Genomic DNA, 19152 nt, shown 5'->3' with positions numbered 1-19152 from the left:
AGCCGTGTTCTGTCAGGTACGTTCGGGAGATGGCGGGCAGAATTTTCCATGATGACGTTTCGACAACTAACCTGTTTTATCGCCGTAACTGCCCTCTGGCAATCAACGCTTTGTGCCGCTCAATCGGGTGCTGTGCTCACAACGGATAAGCTTGCCAACTACGCTACCTACTTCAATTCGATCGACGACGAAGCCGTAAAAAACTACGTACCCAACGAGCAGTCGATTGACTGGTTGTCGAAGAATATACCGCTGTTCGACTGCCCGGATTCGGTCTTGCAGGAAGTATACTATTACCGGTGGTGGGCCTTTCGGAAGCACTTAAAAGAGACGCCGGAGGGGTTCATTTTTACGGAGTTTATCACCAAAGTGAACCATGCGGGTAAGTACAATGCCATCAGCAGTGCGCTGGGGCATCATATCTACGAAGGACGCTGGCTACGGAATCCGCAGTACATCAACGACTATATTTCGTTCTGGTTATACGTTGATCCCAAGCATACCGTTCAGCGGTTTCATGCGTTCAGCAGTTGGGTCGATGATGCCGTTTACAACCGCTATCTGGTTAATCTCGACAAGCCATTTATTCAGAAAGTGCTTCCGGCACTAGACGCCGATTTCCGTAAGTGGCAGCAGGAGAAGCAGCTGCCGGGCGGACTTTTCTGGCAGTTCGATGTACGCGATGCGATGGAAGAGTCGATCAGCGGCGGGCGGAAAGACAAGAATAGACGGCCAACCATCAACAGCTACATGTACGGCAACGCCAGGGCACTAGCCAACATGGCGGGTCTGGTGCAGAACGATACGCTGCAACGTACCTATCAGCAGCAGGCTGCCATCTTGAAAAAGCTGACGCTGGATAGCCTGTGGAACGAATCGGATCAGTTTTTCGAGGTTCGACCCGAAAAAGGTGGTTTCGCCAATGCCCGCGAAGCCATTGGGTTCATTCCCTGGTATTTCAACCTGCCCGACGATAAACCCGCTTACGTCAGGCAGTGGGATCAGCTCACCGATCCGGCCGGCTTCAACGCGCCCTGGGGCATCACCACCGCCGAACGTCGGCATCCGCTTTTTCGTACGCACGGATCGGGGCATGGCTGCGAATGGGATGGCCCCGTCTGGCCATTTGCCACTACGCAAACGCTGAAAGGCTTGTCGAACCTGCTCACTGATTACAAGCATCAGGGTCGCATGACGAAGCAGATTTTTTACGATGAGTTGCTCAAGTATGCTAAGTCGCACACCATGAACGGAACGGTCTATCTGGGTGAATATCAGGATGAAAAAAACGGTACCTGGCTGAAGGGCGATAACCCGCGGAGCAAATTTTACAACCATTCCGGTTTTGCTGATCTGATCATCAGCGATCTGGTTGGCCTGAAACCACGCGCTGACAATGTGCTGGACATTCACCCGCTGATTCCCGAAAAACAGTGGGATTGGTTCTGCCTCGACAACGTGCTGTACCACGGAAAGACGCTCACGATCCTGTACGATAAGACCGGAAAGCATTACCAGAAAGGCAAAGGCTTTCGGGTGTTTGCCGATGGGAAGGAAGTAGCTCGTGCAAAGAAGCTGGTTCCGGTATCGTGTAAGAAGTGGTGACGCTGGATGTTACGTTCGCTAGGCCCTCCGTTGTCTCCGTTGTCTCCGTTGTCGCTTGCCTGTGGCGAGTGACCCTTATCGATAGGGCCTCTGGCCCGCTGGCCGAAGTTCACTGTTGTTAGCTAACCACTAGTTTCATTAGCTACCAGCGGGCCAGAGGCCCTATCGATAAGGGTCACTCGCCACAGGCAAGCGACAACGGAGAAGAGGGCCTAGCGAAAGTAACCTAGATTTCTCACCCCACCTACCTTCCCAACCCCATGAAAACATTGCCTTTTTTTGACCTGGCCATCATTGTCGGCTACCTGCTGGCGATGATTCTGGTGGGCGTTTACTTTTCCCGGAAAAACAAGAATGCCGATCAATTCACGAAGGCGTCGGGGCTGATTCCGGGTTGGGCAACGGGGTTGTCGATCTATGCTACGTTCCTGAGCAGCAACACGTTTCTGGGGGTGCCCGGCAAGGCATTTGGCAGCAACTGGAATTCCTTCGTCTTCAGTTTATCCATGCCCCTGGCGGCGTTCATTGCGTCGAAATATTTCATTCCGTTCTACCGGAAAACCGGCGAAATATCGGCCTATACGCATTTTGAGCACCGGTTTGGGCCCTGGGCACGTACCTACGCCGTCATCTGTTTTCTGCTGACGCAACTGGCCCGGATGGGGTCTATTTTTCTGGGAATTGCCCTTAGTTTACAGGCGTTGACGGGCTATTCCATGCAGCTGATTATGATCGTCATGGGCGTGTGCATCATCATTTATACGGTGATGGGCGGCATGGAAGCCGTGATCTGGACCGAAGTTGTGCAGGCTGTTGTGAAAACCTTCGGCGCGTTGCTGATCGTGTACCTGATTGTGCAGTCGATGCCGGGCGGGGTGGCGAAGATTACCGAAATAGGGACCGAGAATGATAAGTTCAGCCTGGGTACGTTCCAGGTCAAGTTCACCGAATCGTCGTTCTGGGTGGTGCTGCTCTACGGGCTGTTCATCAACCTGAACAATTTCGGGATGGACCAGAACTACATTCAGCGCTACCACACTACAGAATCGCTGAAAGAGGCGTCGAAGTCGCTCTGGCTGTGCGTCTGGCTGTACGTCCCGGCTTCACTGCTGTTCTTTATTATCGGCTCGTGCCTGTTTGCCTATTACCAGGTTCACCCCGAACTGATCGAGGCTATCAAACAGAGAGTGGCGCTGGACCGACTACCCGCCGGTGCGTCGACCGCCGAGGTATCGCGGCTGGTGTCGACCCTGCAACCTGCTGATTATGGCGATAAAGTGATGCCGCATTTTATGGTTACCAAGGTGCCGCCGGGCCTGATGGGCCTGATCATTTCGGCTATTTTGTCGGCGGCCATGAGCACCATCAGTTCGGGGATGAACGCCTCGGCAACGGTGTTTACGGAGGATGTCTACAAACGCTACGTCAACGCTGATCTGTCGAGGCGTAAGCTATTGACCTTGCTCCACCTTTCCACGGTCATCTTTGGTCTGGCCGGACTCGCCGCCGGGCTGGCCATGATTGGCGTGAAAAGCATTCTGGATGCCTGGTGGACCTTGTCCGGCATTTTTGCGGCGGGGATGCTCGGTCTCTTTTTACTGGGGCTGATCAGCCGGCAAACAAAGAGCGCCGAAGCCCTGACGGCCACCATCATCGGCGTGCTGGTCATTGTCTGGATGACCTTCTCGGGCAAACTCCCCGATGAGTACAGCTTCCTGCGTAATCCGCTGCATAGCAACATGATCATTGTGGTGGGTACGCTCACCATTTTTCTGGTGGGGCTACTGCTTACCAGGCTTAAACGTCAACGCTCAACCTCATCTGTAAAACCGATTACTGTACCTAATGACTAATACGACAACCTCAGCGAAAGGCTTCATTCCCGTGATGCTGACACCGTTTACAAACACGGGCGCTATTGATTTCGACGCCCTTTCCCGCCTGACCGACTTCTACATGCAGGCTGGCGCGTCGGGGTTATTTGCCAATTGCCTGTCGAGCGAAATGTTTGAGCTAACTGAGCAGGAGCGCCTTCAGGTCATCGAGCACGTAGTTAATCGGGTTGGTGGGGCGGTGCCGGTCGTCGCTACAGGTACGTTTGGCGGAGCAATTAGTGAGCAGGCCGATTTTATCAGACAGGTGCATGACCACGGCACGCAGGCGGTCATCCTGATCACGGGTTTGCTGGCTGGCGAGTCGGAGTCAGACGACGTTTTTGATGAGCGTGTGTTTCGGTTACTCGATCAAACGGAAGCTATTCCAGTGGGTTTTTACGAATGTCCGGTACCTTACAAACGGCTGATCTCGCCCCGGCAACTGCAACAGTTCGTTGCCACGGGCCGCGTGATTTATCACAAGGATACATCGCTCGATATTGAGCAGGTGAAGGAAAAGATACGGCTGGCCGATAACCCAGATTTTGGCCTGTACGACGCCTACATGGCGCACGCCGTCGACTCGTTGAAAGCCGGTTCGGCCGGGCTGTCGTGTATTCAGGGTAATTATTTCCCCGAGTTAATAGTCTGGTTATGTGACCATTATGACGATCATATGATGCAAAACGAAGTAGCTCGCGTTCAGCAGTTTATGATCGATAACATGGACGTGATGCACCACGTGTATCCGATCGTGTCGAAGTACTTCATGCAGTTACGCGGGTTCGGGATGACAACGTTCACCCGCCGTTTGGTAGGTACGTTCACACCCGCCATGGCCCGGAAAATAGCTGCTTTGTTTGCCGACTATACGCAATTGCAGGACGAGCTGGAACTCAGCATGGTGCTATGACAAGGGAAGACACCCGCGTTACTTGCCTTTTTTCAGGTACTGCCGTTTGTATTCCAGCGGAGTCAGGCCGGTTACTTTCTTGAAGTGGCGGTAGAAGTTCGAGACATTGTTGAAGCCACAATCGAAGCAGATCACTTCAGTCGGTGTTTTATCGTCAATCAGGGCCCGACAGGCGTGGCTGATGCGTATTTCGATGAGGAAATCGTAATACGTTTTATTGGTCATCAGTTTAAAATACCGACAAAACGAGGTAACACTCAGGTTACTGATCGACGAAATTTCGTCGAGCGTGATATCTTTTTTGTAGTTCTCCAGCGTGTAGCTGCACACATTATTTAACCGGAGCGAATCGGTCTCGTTCGACTGGTAAAAAACGGCCCGGCCGTTCACGATCATTTCGTATTCGTCTGTTTCAGCAAGCGTCTTTAAAATAGAGAGCAGACTGATGATTTTGTCGAGGTTAGTGGCTTCTACCGCCCGACGCATTAGATCGGCTAATTTTTCGTTGGTTTTTCCATGAAGCACCATGCCGCTTTTGGCCTTCTCGAATAGCTTTGGCAGCAGGTAGGCTTCGGGTAGCTTGAGTAAATAGTCGCCCAGGCAATCGGGTAAAAATTGAATAACAATCACCTCGATATGCAACGATTGGTCGTTGGAAAAATATTCTTCATTACTCCGCCAGGTATGCGGTAAATTTTCCCCCACGAGGACAATTTCGCCGGGGGAAAAATTACTGATCTTATCGCCAATAAACCGTACCCCTTCTCCCTTGACCGTGTAATGCAATTCTAGTTCGGGATGGTAATGCCAGATGTTCTTAAAATGGGGGAGCACGTCGTGCCTGACGGTGTAGGAGCTCTCCGGATTGGCGGTTACTTTTCGAAATAATGGTTTCATGGTAATAAACAAGTACACCTGGCTATAAGTGGCCTGGGCTGCTGGCCTACTGCCCCGGCTTTGTACGATCTTATGAGGCCTTTCCGGCTTGCCCTGGTAAAAGATACATCGGTTGATCTACAGGCTGTACTAAGTCAAGGCCAACCACTCACTGCAAGAAACGAAGGAATATGGACAATTCATATTTCTTCTATGATAATTTCCTATAATAAGTTGGCAAAAAAATGCACTTATAGCTAGAAAATGTACTATATTTTTGTCTAAGTTTATAGAAAAGTACTATTTCATTATGCGATCGACCAGCCGGTGACAGGCATTTCTCTACTGATTTTTCGCAGCCATACCGTACCGACAGGCCTCTTCAACGTCACTATTATCAGCCACTTATCATGTACACGTTACGTAAAACCCTCTTCGTTGCCAGCTTACTAACCTGCCTTGGGGGTACGGCTTATGCGCAGGACCAGGCTGCTGAGGGTAAGGAAGCAGCGTATACACGGGTGGTTAATGAGCGGGCGTCGAAGATTGTCGCTACCCTTGGCCTGACAGACCCGCAGGTGGCGACTCGCGTTCAGGAAAAGATCGCACAACAATACCGAAGCCTGAACGCCCTACATGAGGCGCATAAAGCAGCTCTGACGGGTCTGACCGATGCCGCTCAAAAAGAAACGGTGGAAAAGGAGACCGCCCAAAAGCTAACGGCGCTACACGCAGCGTATCTGGCAGCGCTTGCCCAGGATATAGCATCCCCTCAGATTGACCTGGTCAAAAATGGCATGACCTACGGCGTTGTTCCCATTACGTACAATGGATATCTGGCCATGCTGCCCAACCTGACCGACGATCAGAAAGCGCAGATATTAACGTACCTGGTTGAAGCCCGCGAACGAGCGATGGACGAAGGAACGTCAGAGAAAAAACATGCCTTGTTCGGCAAATACAAAGGCCGTATAAATAATTACCTCTCTGCCGCTGGTATTGATATGAAAAAAGCCAGCAAAGAATGGGAAGAACGCATTGCTGACGAAGCGAAAAAGGCCAAAAAATAAGCGGCCGAAATGCCTATAATCTGCGTCGGCACAGGCTGATTTCACGCATAAATTAACCTCACTATTAGCTCAAAATTTACCTTAATCAAACACGCATGATAGCGCCTTTACGAACACAAAAACTGCTTACCAGCACGCTAAAACTGGTTTGTATACTGGTCCTGGGCGGACTCACCGAAGCGGTCTGTTACGCAGAAACAGGCAGTCGGTTTACGGGTATACCCGCCGCGAAGGGGAAAGCCCCCCTGGAGAACATCACCGGCACCGTGAAAGACGCAAATGGCGAGCCAATTCCGGGCGTAAACGTCCTGATAAAAGGGACGAAAACCGGAACGATCAGTGACGTAAAAGGTACGTTTCGACTGAATCTGCCTACGGGTAACGAAACCCTGATCTTTAGCTATATCGGATTCAAAACGCAGGAAGTGCCAGTAAAGGGGCAGGTCGTGTTGGCTGTCACGATGGAAGAAGATGCCGCAGCACTGAACGAAGTCGTGGTCGTTGGCTACGGGACCCAGAAGAAAATCAGCCTCACCGGTGCCGTAGCTTCCGTAGACATGAAAGCGGTGCAGGATCTGCCCGTCAATAACCTGTCGGCGGTGCTGGTTGGGCAGTTGCCGGGTGTGGGCGTATCGGGCGGAACCAGCCGCCCCGGCGAAAACGCGCAGATCACCGTTCGCAATCCGGTGATTCTGTCGAAAGATGGTGGTACGCTGCGTCCGCTGTATGTGATCGACAATGTGGTACGGTCGGAAGATGATTTCAATGCGCTGGACGTTTCGGAGGTAGAAGCCATTTCGGTGCTGAAAGACGCTGCGGCTGCCATTTATGGGGCCCGGTCGAACCAGGGTGTCGTGGTGCTCACTACAAAACGGGGCAAAGCCGGCGCCCCTAAATTCAGCTACAGTGGCTCAACGGGTACGTCTACCGCCACGCTGCCGACCATGATGAATGGCTACGAGCAGGCCACGTACCTGAACGACCTGAACTACGCCGCCGGCAAGCCGGCCACCGACCCGCTCATTTACACGCCCGACGAACTGGCCTATTTCCAGGCAAACAATACCAACTGGCTGCGTACCGCCTGGAAACCATCGACAGTGCAGCGCCACGCGCTGAACGTAAGCGGTGGGAACGATAAGGCAACCTATTTCGCAGGAGCTTCCTACAACGCGCAGGATGCCAACTTCGACAATATCAACACCGGCAAGTGGACGTTTCGGGCCAGTGCCGACATGCAGGTTACCCGTAACCTGAAGGCGGCCTTATCGGTGAGCAGTTTCATTGGCGACAAGCGGATGTATTACCTGAAACAGGGTGGCGAGAACGCAGAGAACGACATGAAAAGTTTGCTGTATACGCCCCAGTTCAATCCACCGTACGTGAATGGCCTGCCTGTATTGCTGTCAAATGCCAGCAACGTGAACACGGTCGATGCCTTTCATTTCTTTGAGGTACAGAACTCAGACAACTACACGCAGACAAAATCGACGGGGCTCAACGTAACGGCCAGCCTGGAATATACGATCCCTGGCATCAAAGGACTGAAAGCCAGAGCCCTGTATGGCCGTACGTTTGATAACTCGTATGGGAAGCAATACGGTACCAAATACAACGTGTATAGCTTTTCGATGCTGGGCGACCACAAACACATCTACGGCGGTGATGTGCTGAAAATGGTCACGCTCAACAACGGTGACCGGGTACGGGTAAATCCAGGCTACATTGATTCGTACCAGTTGAATGGCTATCTGAACTACGACCGGCAGTTCGGGAAGCACCAGATTTCGGCGATCGCCTTCTTTGAACAGTCAGAGACTCATTCAGATAACGTAGCGGCTATGGCCGAGGGCGTCATCATCGGCGGACTCGATAACATGCGTTATGCCATTGGCACGCAAACGACTTCTGAGACGGAAACAGAGGCGGGTTTTCTGTCATATGCCGGTCGTTTCAATTACAACTACGCCAACAAATACCTCTTCGAGGCGGCGGTTCGCTACGATGCATCGACCAAGTTTGCGCCTGAGCTGCGTTGGGGCCTGTTCCCGTCGTTCTCGGCTGGCTGGGTGATATCCGAAGAGCCTTTCTTCAAAGACAATGTCCGTTGGGTCGACCTCCTGAAACTGCGTGGTTCGCTGGGCTTTCTGGGCGGTGATGCGACCAAAGCCTATAACTGGCTGACGAGCTACTCGATCCAGACCGGTAAAGGCGCTGTGTTCGGTGGTAATGCCGACCGCCCCCTGATCGTGTCGCCCAACAACGCCATGGCCAACCGGCAGGCCCGCTGGGATGATAACACGAAATACAACATCGGTATCGATGCTCAGTTTCTGCGGAACCGCCTCTCCTTCACGATGGATGCGTTCTATGATCACCGGTATAACATGCTGACGGCATTGACCTCGTCGGTGCCACTGCTGGTTGGGGCTACGCTGCCTTCTGAGAACTACGCCACGGTCGATGGCTTCGGGACTGAAATCTCCCTGGGCTGGAACGCGAAGATTGGCAGCGACTGGTCATACAAAGTGAATACGTTCTTCACCTGGAGCGATAACAAGCAGATCAAGATCGACGTCGATAAAGGCAAGATCGGTACCTACGAAGACCCAACCGGCCGCTCGTCGGATATGGGCTACAAAGGCTACAACTACCTGGGCATGTTCAGAACGCAGCAGGACGTAGAAGCCTACCTGACCACTCACCCAGGCTATACGCTGTTTGGCGCGGTGCCGAAACCGGGGATGCTGTATTACGAAGACATTCGGGGCCCCAAAGACGCATCGGGCCAGTACACCGCCCCCGACGGAAAAATTACCACCGATGATCTACAGTACCTGACGGCGAAAGCGAGCAATCACTACGGGTTTGGCTTCAACTTCAGCGCTTCGTACAGAAGCCTGTCGGTAGCAGCGGTTATCAGCGGTTCCTTTGGCGGGCAGGATGCCGTAGAAGGTACTGCCCGGTCGCAGGCAACGCTGACCGCCAACCGCCCCCAGTTCTGGGCTGATCACTGGACGCCTGAGAACCCAAACGCAACGTACCCAAGCCCCTATTACAAAGACACCTACACGGTTGATTCGCAATTCTGGTTCCGTAGCTCAACCCAGGCGTCTGTTCGGAATGTGAACGTGTCGTACGGGCTGCCTGCACGTTTGGCTACTAAAGTAGGGCTGAGCAATATCCGGGTGTATATGGTCGCTACCAACCCGCTCAACCTCTATAATCCGTACAGCTACAAATCGTATTCTGGCACATATGACGCATACCCTGTGTTGCGTTCGTTCTCACTGGGCTTAAATCTTGGCCTGTAATTCCCCGTCAGCTCTAATGAAATTCGCCTATAAATTCCTCGCCGTCTGTTGCGCCACCCTTGCCCTGACAAGCTGCAAGGACGTGCTCGACAAAACCGATCTGAGTTCAACCAGTGGTGATCTGATCTTTAAAGATTCGACCCTCTCCCAGATGAACCTGGATTATATCTACGACCAGAACCTGCCAACTGGCATTGCCACGCTTGGGCCAAGTACACCCAGCGTGACCAACCTGACGGACGAATCGTTCGGTGAAAGCAAGCTACTGGAAGGAACACTGCTGGTTAATGAAGTAGCTGATTTTGGCACCGCCCTCAGCGCCACCAACAACTACGGTAAAATCAGGGTCATCAATATGTTCCTGAACGATGTGAAGAACGGTTCACTCCCTGCGGCGACCAAAAACAAGCTGAGAGGGCAGGCCCAGTTTTTTCGCGCCTGGCGGTATTTTGACCTCGTTCGGCTGTATGGCGGCGTTCCGCTGGTGTTAACGCCGCTGGCCGCCGTGGGCGACGAAGCCCGGGGCGTAGCGTTCCTGCCCAGAAACACAACCGCCGAATCGTTTGCCCAGATCGTAAAAGACCTCGACTCAACCATTGCGTCGGTGCCAGGAAAATGGGCATCGTCGGCCGATTGGGGACGGATCACGAAAGGAGCCGCCGCCGCGTTGAAAGGGCGAGTGCTCATGACGGCCGCCAGTCCACAGTTTAACCCGTCTGACGACCAGGCGAAATGGCAGGCTGCCTACGACGCCAATAAACAGGCGTATGACCTGCTAACGGCCAACGGCTACGGACTGCACGCGTCGTTCGACCAGCTTTGGTTCCAGGAAGTAAACAACCCTGAAGCCGTATTCCTGACGGGTTATAACACGTCGACGGGCGACCAGACGAAGAAGAATAATGGCTATGACAATGCGACCCGTCCGTCGTACAACGGAACTGGTGGAGGCTCTAACCAGCCTTCGTGGGAGATGGTGAAGGCCTTCCCGATGCTGGATGGCAAGAAACCCGGCGAGTCGACGAAGTACGCGTACACCGACCAGCTCTTCTACAAAAACCGTGATCCCCGTTTCGACAAAACGATCGCTTATAACGGCGTAACCTGGCCGCTGAACGGCAATACCGCCAATAAAGTCTGGACGTATTTTGCGGGTGGTAAAACGGTAGAAGCGAAAGCCAGCAACACCGGTTTTTATGCCCGGAAAGCGATCAACCCAACGGCCGCCATCGGTGATGTGCAGTATTCTGGTACCGACTGGATCGAGATTCGCTTTGCAGAAGTGCTGTTGAACCTGGCCGAAAGCGCAGTAGGCATCAACAAACTCGACGACGCCTACACCCAACTGAAAGCTATTCGGAAACGGGCGGGGCTCGAAGCAGGCACCGACGGGCTATATGGCCTAAAAGCCGCGATGACCCGCGATGAACTGTTTGCGGCCATTCTGCTGGAGCGCCAGATTGAATTTGCTTTCGAAGGCAAGCGTTTCTGGGATCTTCGCCGCTGGAAACTGATCGAAAAAACGCTGAACGGTACCCGCCGCACTGGTGTGACGATCAACCTGAAGACAACGGGTGTGCCGGCCGATTTTGCCACCACCCGCGATAACGTGAGCCTGGATCTGGCCTACACCAACTACTTTACGCTGGTCTTCAAGCAGCTTGATACGAAGTACGCGATCAACTGGAAACCAGAGTATTACTTCTTCGCTATTCCGCAAACGGCCATTGATAACAACCCCAAAATCATTCAGAACAACACCTGGGGCGGCACGTTTGACCCTTTAAAATAGATTGCTTCTCGTAGTGTATACTGCCGGGATGTTCACGTGGGTTTTGTTGCCCGGGTGAATGTTCCGGCAGTTTTTACAACTACCTTGCTCTGGCTATGAAAACCTTAGTTTGCACAACCCCCGGCGTATTTGCCTATCAGCAAGGCAGTATGCCCGAGTCGGCACCTGAACGGGCCATTATTCGAATCAAACGTATTGGCATCTGCGGAACCGACCTGCATGCTTATGAAGGCACCCAGCCGTTCTTCTCATATCCCCGAATTCTGGGGCATGAACTGGCCGGCGAGCTGGTAGAAGCCAATGGGGCGTCAGATTTCACTCCGGGGGAGCTGGTTACCTTTATTCCTTATTTCAACTGTGGGCATTGTATAGCCTGCCGGTCGGGGAAACCCAATTGCTGCACGCAGCTTCAGGTAAGCGGCGTACACATCGATGGCGGCATGGTCGATTATCTCTCGGTGCCGATTTATTCACTCGTTCACGGCGACGGGCTGGGTGTTGATGAACTGGCGCTGGTGGAACCACTGGCGATTGGTGCCCACGGCGTTCGGCGGGCAAACATACAGCCTGGGGAGTATGTACTGGTCATTGGGGCCGGTCCCATTGGCTTAGGCATCATGGAGTTTGCCCGCATTGCGGGGGGCACTGTCATTGCGCTGGATATCAATGAAGGAAGGCTGGCCTTTTGCCGGGAAAAGCTGGGCGTAACGCATACGATCAATGCCCTATCGCCCGATGTGCTGGAGCAGCTTCAGGCGATTACCAGCGGCGATATGCCGACGGTGGTCATGGATGCCACCGGCAGTTTGAAAGCGATCAACAACAGCTTTCGGTACATGGCCCACGGAGCCAGGTACGTCCTCGTCGGACTTCAGAAAGGTGAGATCGCATTCAGTCACCCCGACTTTCATAAGCGGGAAGCCACGCTCATGAGCAGCCGCAACGCCACCCGGCAGGATTTCGAGCATGTCATTGCCTGCCTGAAAAAAGGGCTGATCGACCCAACCACCTACATCACCCACCGCGTAGCCTTCGATCAGGTTGCCGATACCTTCGCCAGCTGGCTCGACCCGGCGAATGGCGTCATCAAGGCGATGGTGGCGTTGGCGTAGGGGCCTGATAAGTCTCGCCAACGTTGAAGCCTATCAGAGACAGGCACACGGCTCATACTGAAACCTGACGGCGGCATGGCTAAGCAGCCAGCGTAGTTGGTATCGAATTGAGATGCCTACCCTGAGTCGGGATGAATCATTCCGTACATAACGAAGCCAGGGGTCCAGAACTGACACGTGTCAGTACTGGACCCCTGGCTTCGTTCGTAGATCACGGTAGGTTATACCAGAGAAGCGCCTATCGCTGAATCAACAGCTTTAGTGTGGTTGGTAATTGCCCGGTGGGCGTAAGTTGGATCAGGTATAATCCGTTTGGTAACTGGTCTGTCTGGTAACGGTAAGGCGCTGCTGGAGCCACCTCGAGCTGCGTTTGCTGGAGCGGACGGCCCAGTAAGTCGTTTACCTGCAAGCCAACGGGTTTACCCGCCGCCGGACTCAGATCGATCAATACATGGTCATTTGCCGGGTTTGGCCACAGGCTGAACGCCATGCCCGGTTCAGCAACGCCTACGCGCCCACCGGTCGTACAACCTCGTTCTTCGATGCTCCACTGCTGGTGCTGGCCCGTACCCAGGGCCTGCTGGACGATGTCGGCCCCCTCGGCCGTGCTGGCACTGCGCACGGTCATGGCCTTGCCCGAGTTGCGGTTGCTCAAGGTGTAGTAGCCTTCGGCGTTGCGCTGCAGGGCCCACTGCTGGTGGCTACCGCCCCAGTAGGTCCACTGCTCCAGGGGGGCGCTCTCGGCCGTGGAGGCGTTGTTCACCTGGATGCCCTTCTGGTTGTGGAGCACCGAAAGGCGGTAGTAGCCCGCCTCGGCGGGGGTCAGTTGCCAGCCCTGGGCCAGCTGGTTGGCGTCGGTACGCTGGCGGAGAGGGGCCCCGTCGTCGGGTGCGCTGCCCTCGACGCCCACCACCTTACCGCTCAGGCGAGACACCAGCCGGTAACACTTATTGGGATCAATGGTTGTGGTGCTGGCAGAACGCAGCGAGACCAGCAACGACTGGCTGCTAGCGATGCCTCCCCTGTTGTCCGACACGGTCAGCTTCACGCTGTAGCTGGTTTGAGGGACCCCCTGGCGCCCTGGCTGAATGGTGAAGACCTTCACCGGATTGGCGTCTGTGGAAAAACTGCCATCGCCAAAGTCCCACTGATAGGTGATGGGGTCACCATCAGGGTCAGATGATCTGTTGCCGGTAAAGGTCACGCTCAGCGGTGAACTGCCCGTTAGCGAGGTAGAGGTGGCTACCACTACAGGGGCACGGTTTGATGTTGCCGGGGTAGCGCTGATTTCCACGCCACCGTTCCAGCCGTTGCCTTTGCGGGTGAATACCCGGAAGTAGTATTTCTGACCGCCTGTCAGGTCGGTCACATTTACCGACGTACCTGTGCCCTGGTAGAGCACCTTGCCTCCGTACAGGGCAGAGCCGTTGCCCGTGAAGCTTGCGTTGGCCGTGTAGAGCGGATCGAGAGGAATATCGGTAAAGCCGGCACCGGCCTTGCCCACTACCAGCACGTCATCGAATGGAATCACGGGGTTGGTCCAGTTCAATTGCACCGTGTTGACGTAGTTGAATGGGGTGGCTGTCAGGTTAGTCACTGCCAGGCTGGGCGTGGTACAGTCGGGATAAATCTTGACGGAGTCCTGCGCAGACTGTCCGGCAGCATCGGTCACTTTTACGGCAATCAGGTAGTACGGATTCGTGCCATCACAGCCTACCGGTGAAATATCGATGGCGGGATTGGCTCCCGACGTGGTTTTTACCAGTTGCTCACTGGCAGTGCGACGTAGTTTTACCTGCCAGATTTGGGAAGCGATTCCATTGCCGGTAACCGTCGCAGCCAGGGTATAGCTGGTCGTTTTATCGAGACTGTATTTGGCGTTGGTGACCGGATTGGTGATCCGAACGGTCGGTGGGTTATTATTGAGCGATGCATCAAAGGTCTGCACAGCACTTCTCAGCCCTTTACTGTCGATGACCGTTAGTCGAACGGTATAGCGAAGAATGAGACCAACGCCCGACTTCCCGGGCTTTGCCGTAAACACCTTCACCGGATTGGCCTCTGTGGAAAAGCTGGTCTCATCACCAAAGTCCCATTCGTAGGCGATCGGGTCGCCGTCGGGATCATACGATTTATTGGCGGTGAAAGTCACGCTCAGCGGAGAAGTGCCTGTCAATGACGTAGAGGTGGCTATCACGACGGGTGGCCGGTTGGTCGTTGGCGTGGTCGTACAGCTTCGTTCTTCGATGCTCCACTGCTGGTGCTGGCCCGTACCCAGGGCCTGCTGGATGATGTCGGCCCCCTCGGCCGTGCTGGCACTGCGCACGGTCATGGCCTTGCCCGAGTTGCGGTTGCTCAAGGTGTAGTAGCCTTCGGCGTTGCGCTGCAGGGCCCACTGCTGGTGGCTACCGCCCCAGTAGGTCCACTGCTCCAGGGGGGCGCTCTCGGCCGTGGAGGCGTTGTTCACCTGGATGCCCTTCTGGTTGTGGAGCACCGAAAGGCGGTAGTAGCCCGCCTCGGCGGGGGTCAGTTGCCAGCCCTGGGCCAGCTGGTTGGCGTCGGTACGCTGGCGGAGGGGCGCCCCGTCGTTGGCCGAAGCGCCATCTACTTCCACCACCTTACCGCTCAGGCGAGACACCAGCCGGTAACACTTAGCAGGGTCGATTACGGAAACAGAGGCAGGCCCCGACAGCTTAGGCGAAGTAATTGCAGCCAGTGGTGGCGTAGTGGCCGGGTTGTATTTTGTCGACTTATCAATGGTGCTCGCGGGTAGCGATAGCGGGGATAAGCCGAAGGTGGGCGTTTGAACTCCTAACCAACCAAGTAGGCTGTAAACAGCGGCGTACCGCTTCAAAATGGCTGTAAACATCTGATATGGACCGAAGATTTATCTATGTCTTTAGAGCAGATTATCGGACCTGAGTAACCAGATAGCCTTACTGGATAGGGCGAAATTTATTAGCCGGTAGTCCGTTGTCTGGCCGGTCATTAATTGCCCGACGAGCGAATAGTTCTACGAGCGGGGATACAGTACGTGTCATTGCACAATCAACTGGTAAAGGCTTAACTGCCGGGCATCAAGGGCAGTCAGCCGAAGGGTGTAGGTGCCGGCGTTGATCATCGTGCCGGTCGAGGTCGTGAGCAGGTTCCATTTGCCGGGGCGCGAAGGGGCGAACTCCAGCGTTTCCTCAGTAATCCGGGTACCATCGGCCAATAGCAATTCCACTCTGGCCTTTAGCGGTCTCGTCGTCGGATTGGCGTACCGGATCGTCAGCGAATAGGTGTCGGCAACGCCGGTCGTTAGGGTCCAGTCGAGGGTGCCGCCAGCTGGTTTTTTGATCGTTGCTACAGGCCGGTCGTTCAGACTGTCTGTCTCGATACCCGGGCCCGATAATCGCGAGGCTGTAATGGTGTAGGTGGTGGCTGGCTTAAGGTCATAGGCCGGCTCAATCGTGCTGACTGGCGTCACCATCACAGTGAACGGGCTGACCGTACCTGACTCAACGCTACCGGGGTCACCCAACCGCACCGTTGCGCCTTTATCGTATCGGTTACGGTATACCCGGAATGTCTCTCCCTGCCCATTCTCGATGCCCGTCTTAGTGTCTTCGAAACGAGCCAGCCAAGCCGGTCTGGCACCGGCAGAGCTATGCAGCCCAACAAACACATCGGCCTGTTCCGAAACGGTGAAGCTGGGTACGTTGGCGGCGCTTTTAGGCCCGCGAAGCCATTCGGCACCGTAGAGGGTAGCGGGCAAGCTGCGGAAAGCGGTCGGGTCATCGGCATATGGCTTGTCGCCCGTATCAAGCCAGGTCTGCACCGACCAGTTGGCTGTGCTATTGGCCACTTCCAGCCTGGTAATTAAGGGGTTTGGTCCTGGTGCTGGCTTCGTATGTTGGTTGGCTGTAGCAATAGCGATGCCTGAGATAACGGCCTGGCCAGCGGCCACGTGCGGAAAGGAAATCACTAGCTGTCCGCCGGTAACCTGCGCGTCAACCACTTTCTTCAACGCTCCGTCATGACCGGCCTCCTTCCAGATATCCAGATCCTTGAGCACCGTTTTCCCATTCACGGCTACATCAAAAAGCCGCCAGCCGGTGCAATCGAGGCCACCGCCCGTACCCAGCCAGGGTTCGGTGAAATACAGTTCAACCCGGTAGGTGCCGTCTGGAACGGGAAAGGCGTAGCGTAGCTTCTCGCGCCCGTAGCGGAAGGTCTGGAAGAGTGGCCAGTCGGTCGTGCCCCGAATGGGATCGTGGGTACGTCGCTGGCTGGCGAAGAAGGCTGGTAGACTGGGAAAATCATTCGTCCACGAGGTAGACCCCCAGGTGGCGGTGGTGCTGCGTGGGCGGTCCGCCATCCAGGTATTGCCCTGTTTGTCCGTGTAGTCTGGCCCGCCGCAATTGACCCGATATACATAGTTGTAGGCAGGCCGCGAAGCGGTAATTGGTTTGCTGCCAGCCAGGAACTGGTCAAAATGGGGTGCTCTGGGCAGGTGATTCAAGACGATATAATCGCGCGCCACCTCGCGGCCATTAACGTACCCAACCGCATACAGGACGTTGTACTGGATAGGTACGTTATCCCACTGAAAATGGGTGCCGATGCCCTGCCGGGTACGTTTCCCGAGCGACAGGGTACGCACATCGTTGAACAGGTCTACCTCGTCGCAATTGGAATAGACCGTGAGACTATCTTTCAGGCCGGGCGCAATCCAGCGGTCGGGCCAGGTATGCGAGACAATGTATACCATCGGCTCGTTGTGCTTGTCGGCGTAATTGGCCCGAAACATATAATACGCGTCGAGAGGCTCTTCCCAGGGTGTCAATAATCCCTTGTAGTTTACCGGCCCAATACGATCCAGTTCGCGGAGTCCCTCGCCGCCCTGCACCCGGCCAGGGTTGTCGTGTGAGGTGAATAGCCAGAAAAACTGGCCGGCGGTATGGTCGCGCACCGACTCGGCCAGCCTGATCTTCGTTTCCATGAGCTGCGTCATACGGTCTTCGCTCAGCACGCCATTGGCCCGAAACGGCCCTTCGGTATGCAGATCTGCTGTTCGCCAGGCCCCATACTCGCCAATCAGTACCTGTCGTTTCACATCGTCGGCGTAGGTAGCCGGGTCGCCGCCATAGGTGCCTGTCCAGTTCTGGGGGACGTCCCAGTCGGTGCCGGCACCGCCGTTGCAGGTCGTTACCTTTCGTTGCGACGAGGCCGTGGGATCAAGTTGCCGGATGAGCTGCGTGCATTCCCGGGCAAAGTCGGCAGGCAGTTTGCTTTCGTTTTGCAGGCCCCACAGCACCACCGACGGGTTGTTGCGCCGTTCACGTACCCATTCGGTCAGCAGTGTTTTGAAGTTCTGCCGGAAGGCGGGTGTGTCGTACCAGACGTGGGCAGAAAGCTGCGTCCACCACAGGATACCGAGCGAATCCCAGGCGGTCTGGTACCGCAGGTTATGTGGCTGGTGGGCATCCCGAAAGGCGTTGAAGCCGGCGGCTTTGATCTGCTGTACCCGCGACCGGATCTGCTCGCTGCTGAACGCGTGACTCTTGCCCAGCAGGTGCTCATACTCGGCAATACCATTGATGAAAACGGGTTTTCCGTTGAGCAGAAACCGATTCTCACCGGGCACTTTTCCAAGCTGCCAGTTTATCCAGCGAATGCCGTAGGGCGTTATATGCCGGTCGATGGACTTCCCGTTTTCAATTACCTCCGAGACAAGCGTGTACAGATACGGATTCTCGACTGACCATAACCTCGGATTCACTACAACCGGGGGTTCCTGCCGAATCAGGACTAGCTGACCCGGCTGAATGGTTGTGTTATTCGTCTGCTCAAAAACCGGTTTGCCCCGCTTGTCGACAAGTCGGCTGACGAGTGTTACGGAACGTACCTGAGCCCCATAGTTTTTGATCTCCGTCTCCAGATACAACGGCGCTTTGGCCGCCGTTGTGGTCGAATCGTTCCAGACATGAACGCCAAACGGTTGGATACGTACCGGATCGGTGATGAGCAGGTGTACCGGCCTGAAAATGCCCATCGGCTGTGAGCCTTCCGAGAACCCCCGATCATCAGAACAGCCGCCACACACCCAGGGCAGGTCGGTGATCAGGGCCGGATGGTCGGCGCGAACAGCCAGCAGGTTGGGTTGCTTATCCAGCTTAATTGCGTTCGTCACATCGAGCGTAAACGTTGTACGTCCACCCGCATGCGTGCCTACTGGTTGCCCGTTCAGCCAGACCGTGGCGTAGGAGCCAACGCCCTCGAAGAAAAGAAAATACCGTTTCCCCGCAGGCTGAGGGCGCACCGCGAACGTTTTACGATACCAGGCATACCCGTGCCGATTGCCATGCGTCAGGCGGCGATACCCGTCATAATCGTCCCAGTTGTGGGGTACGTCAACTGATTTCCAGCTCTTCTCTACGAATGCTGTTTGCTCAAAATTCAGGTTTTCCTGCTGCTTATCGCCAGCAACCGTCCGCCAGCCCGTATCCAGCGAAATAACCTGCCGCAGCGTTGACTGGGCCGCACAGATGTTGATGAAAAGGAAGAGACAAAAAAGGATTTTCATGTTGGCTTGTGGCAGATTGATTGTTGTT

At 54.8% G+C, this 19152-nt stretch carries 10 protein-coding genes; 7 read left to right on the top strand and 3 right to left on the bottom strand.

Translation table 11 applies throughout. The features are described from left to right. Positions 1 to 48 precede the first annotated feature (48 nt). The 3 genes from ACAW75_RS20950 to ACAW75_RS20940 all read left to right on the top strand — a co-directional run bounded on the left by ACAW75_RS20950 (position 49) and on the right by ACAW75_RS20940 (position 4392). Positions 49 to 1605 (top strand): MGH1-like glycoside hydrolase domain-containing protein, encoded by a 1557-nt coding sequence (locus ACAW75_RS20950; RefSeq protein ID WP_370730707.1) that lies wholly within the window; start codon positions 49 to 51, stop codon positions 1603 to 1605. A gap of 260 nt (positions 1606 to 1865) precedes the next feature. Then, the gene (locus ACAW75_RS20945; protein ID WP_370730706.1) at positions 1866 to 3458 is read left to right on the top strand and encodes a sodium:solute symporter family protein; all 1593 of its coding nucleotides are present in this window, start codon (positions 1866 to 1868) and stop codon (positions 3456 to 3458) included. Then, entirely contained in the window at positions 3451 to 4392 is a 942-nt protein-coding gene (locus tag ACAW75_RS20940; protein ID WP_370730705.1) for a dihydrodipicolinate synthase family protein, read from the top strand. Before ACAW75_RS20945 ends, ACAW75_RS20940 begins: the two co-directional genes overlap by 8 nt. An 18-nt stretch (positions 4393 to 4410) precedes the next feature. Here the strand turns inward: ACAW75_RS20940 and ACAW75_RS20935 are convergent, their stop codons facing one another. Then, positions 4411 to 5289: an AraC family transcriptional regulator gene (locus ACAW75_RS20935; RefSeq protein WP_370730704.1), complete on the bottom strand. Its 879-nt coding sequence runs from the start codon at positions 5287 to 5289 to the stop codon at positions 4411 to 4413. A gap of 389 nt (positions 5290 to 5678) precedes the next feature. Between ACAW75_RS20935 and ACAW75_RS20930 the strand changes: the two genes are divergently transcribed. From ACAW75_RS20930 to ACAW75_RS20915, 4 genes are all read left to right on the top strand, one after another. Continuing rightward, the gene (locus tag ACAW75_RS20930; protein WP_370730703.1) at positions 5679 to 6338 is read left to right on the top strand and encodes a DUF3826 domain-containing protein; all 660 of its coding nucleotides are present in this window, start codon (positions 5679 to 5681) and stop codon (positions 6336 to 6338) included. Positions 6339 to 6433: 95 nt separating this feature from the next. Beyond that, complete coding sequence (locus ACAW75_RS20925) at positions 6434 to 9652, top strand: SusC/RagA family TonB-linked outer membrane protein (RefSeq protein ID WP_370730702.1); 3219 nt, start codon at positions 6434 to 6436, stop codon at positions 9650 to 9652. 16 nt (positions 9653 to 9668) lie between these two features. Beyond that, complete coding sequence (locus ACAW75_RS20920; protein ID WP_370730701.1) at positions 9669 to 11444, top strand: RagB/SusD family nutrient uptake outer membrane protein; 1776 nt, start codon at positions 9669 to 9671, stop codon at positions 11442 to 11444. A gap of 95 nt (positions 11445 to 11539) precedes the next feature. Further along, positions 11540 to 12556, top strand: a complete 1017-nt coding sequence (locus tag ACAW75_RS20915; RefSeq protein WP_370730700.1) for a zinc-binding alcohol dehydrogenase family protein — start codon at positions 11540 to 11542, stop codon at positions 12554 to 12556. A 238-nt stretch (positions 12557 to 12794) separates the two neighbouring features. Here ACAW75_RS20915 and ACAW75_RS20910 read toward each other — a convergent pair whose 3' ends face one another. Together ACAW75_RS20910 and ACAW75_RS20905 are read right to left on the bottom strand one after the other, a co-directional pair. Beyond that, positions 12795 to 15425, bottom strand: a complete 2631-nt coding sequence (locus tag ACAW75_RS20910; RefSeq protein WP_370730699.1) for an RICIN domain-containing protein — start codon at positions 15423 to 15425, stop codon at positions 12795 to 12797. Positions 15426 to 15593: 168 nt separating this feature from the next. Further along, positions 15594 to 19124 carry a malectin domain-containing carbohydrate-binding protein gene (locus tag ACAW75_RS20905; protein WP_370730698.1) on the bottom strand — a complete coding sequence of 1177 codons (3531 nt, stop codon included), beginning with the start codon at positions 19122 to 19124 and terminating at the stop codon, positions 15594 to 15596. Positions 19125 to 19152: the final 28 nt, after the last annotated feature.

This window comes from Fibrella arboris, assembly GCF_041321095.1.
Classification (GTDB): domain Bacteria; phylum Bacteroidota; class Bacteroidia; order Cytophagales; family Spirosomataceae; genus Fibrella; species Fibrella arboris.
Note: the sequence above shows the minus strand (reverse complement) of the source record. Positions and strands in the feature narration are given on the sequence as shown.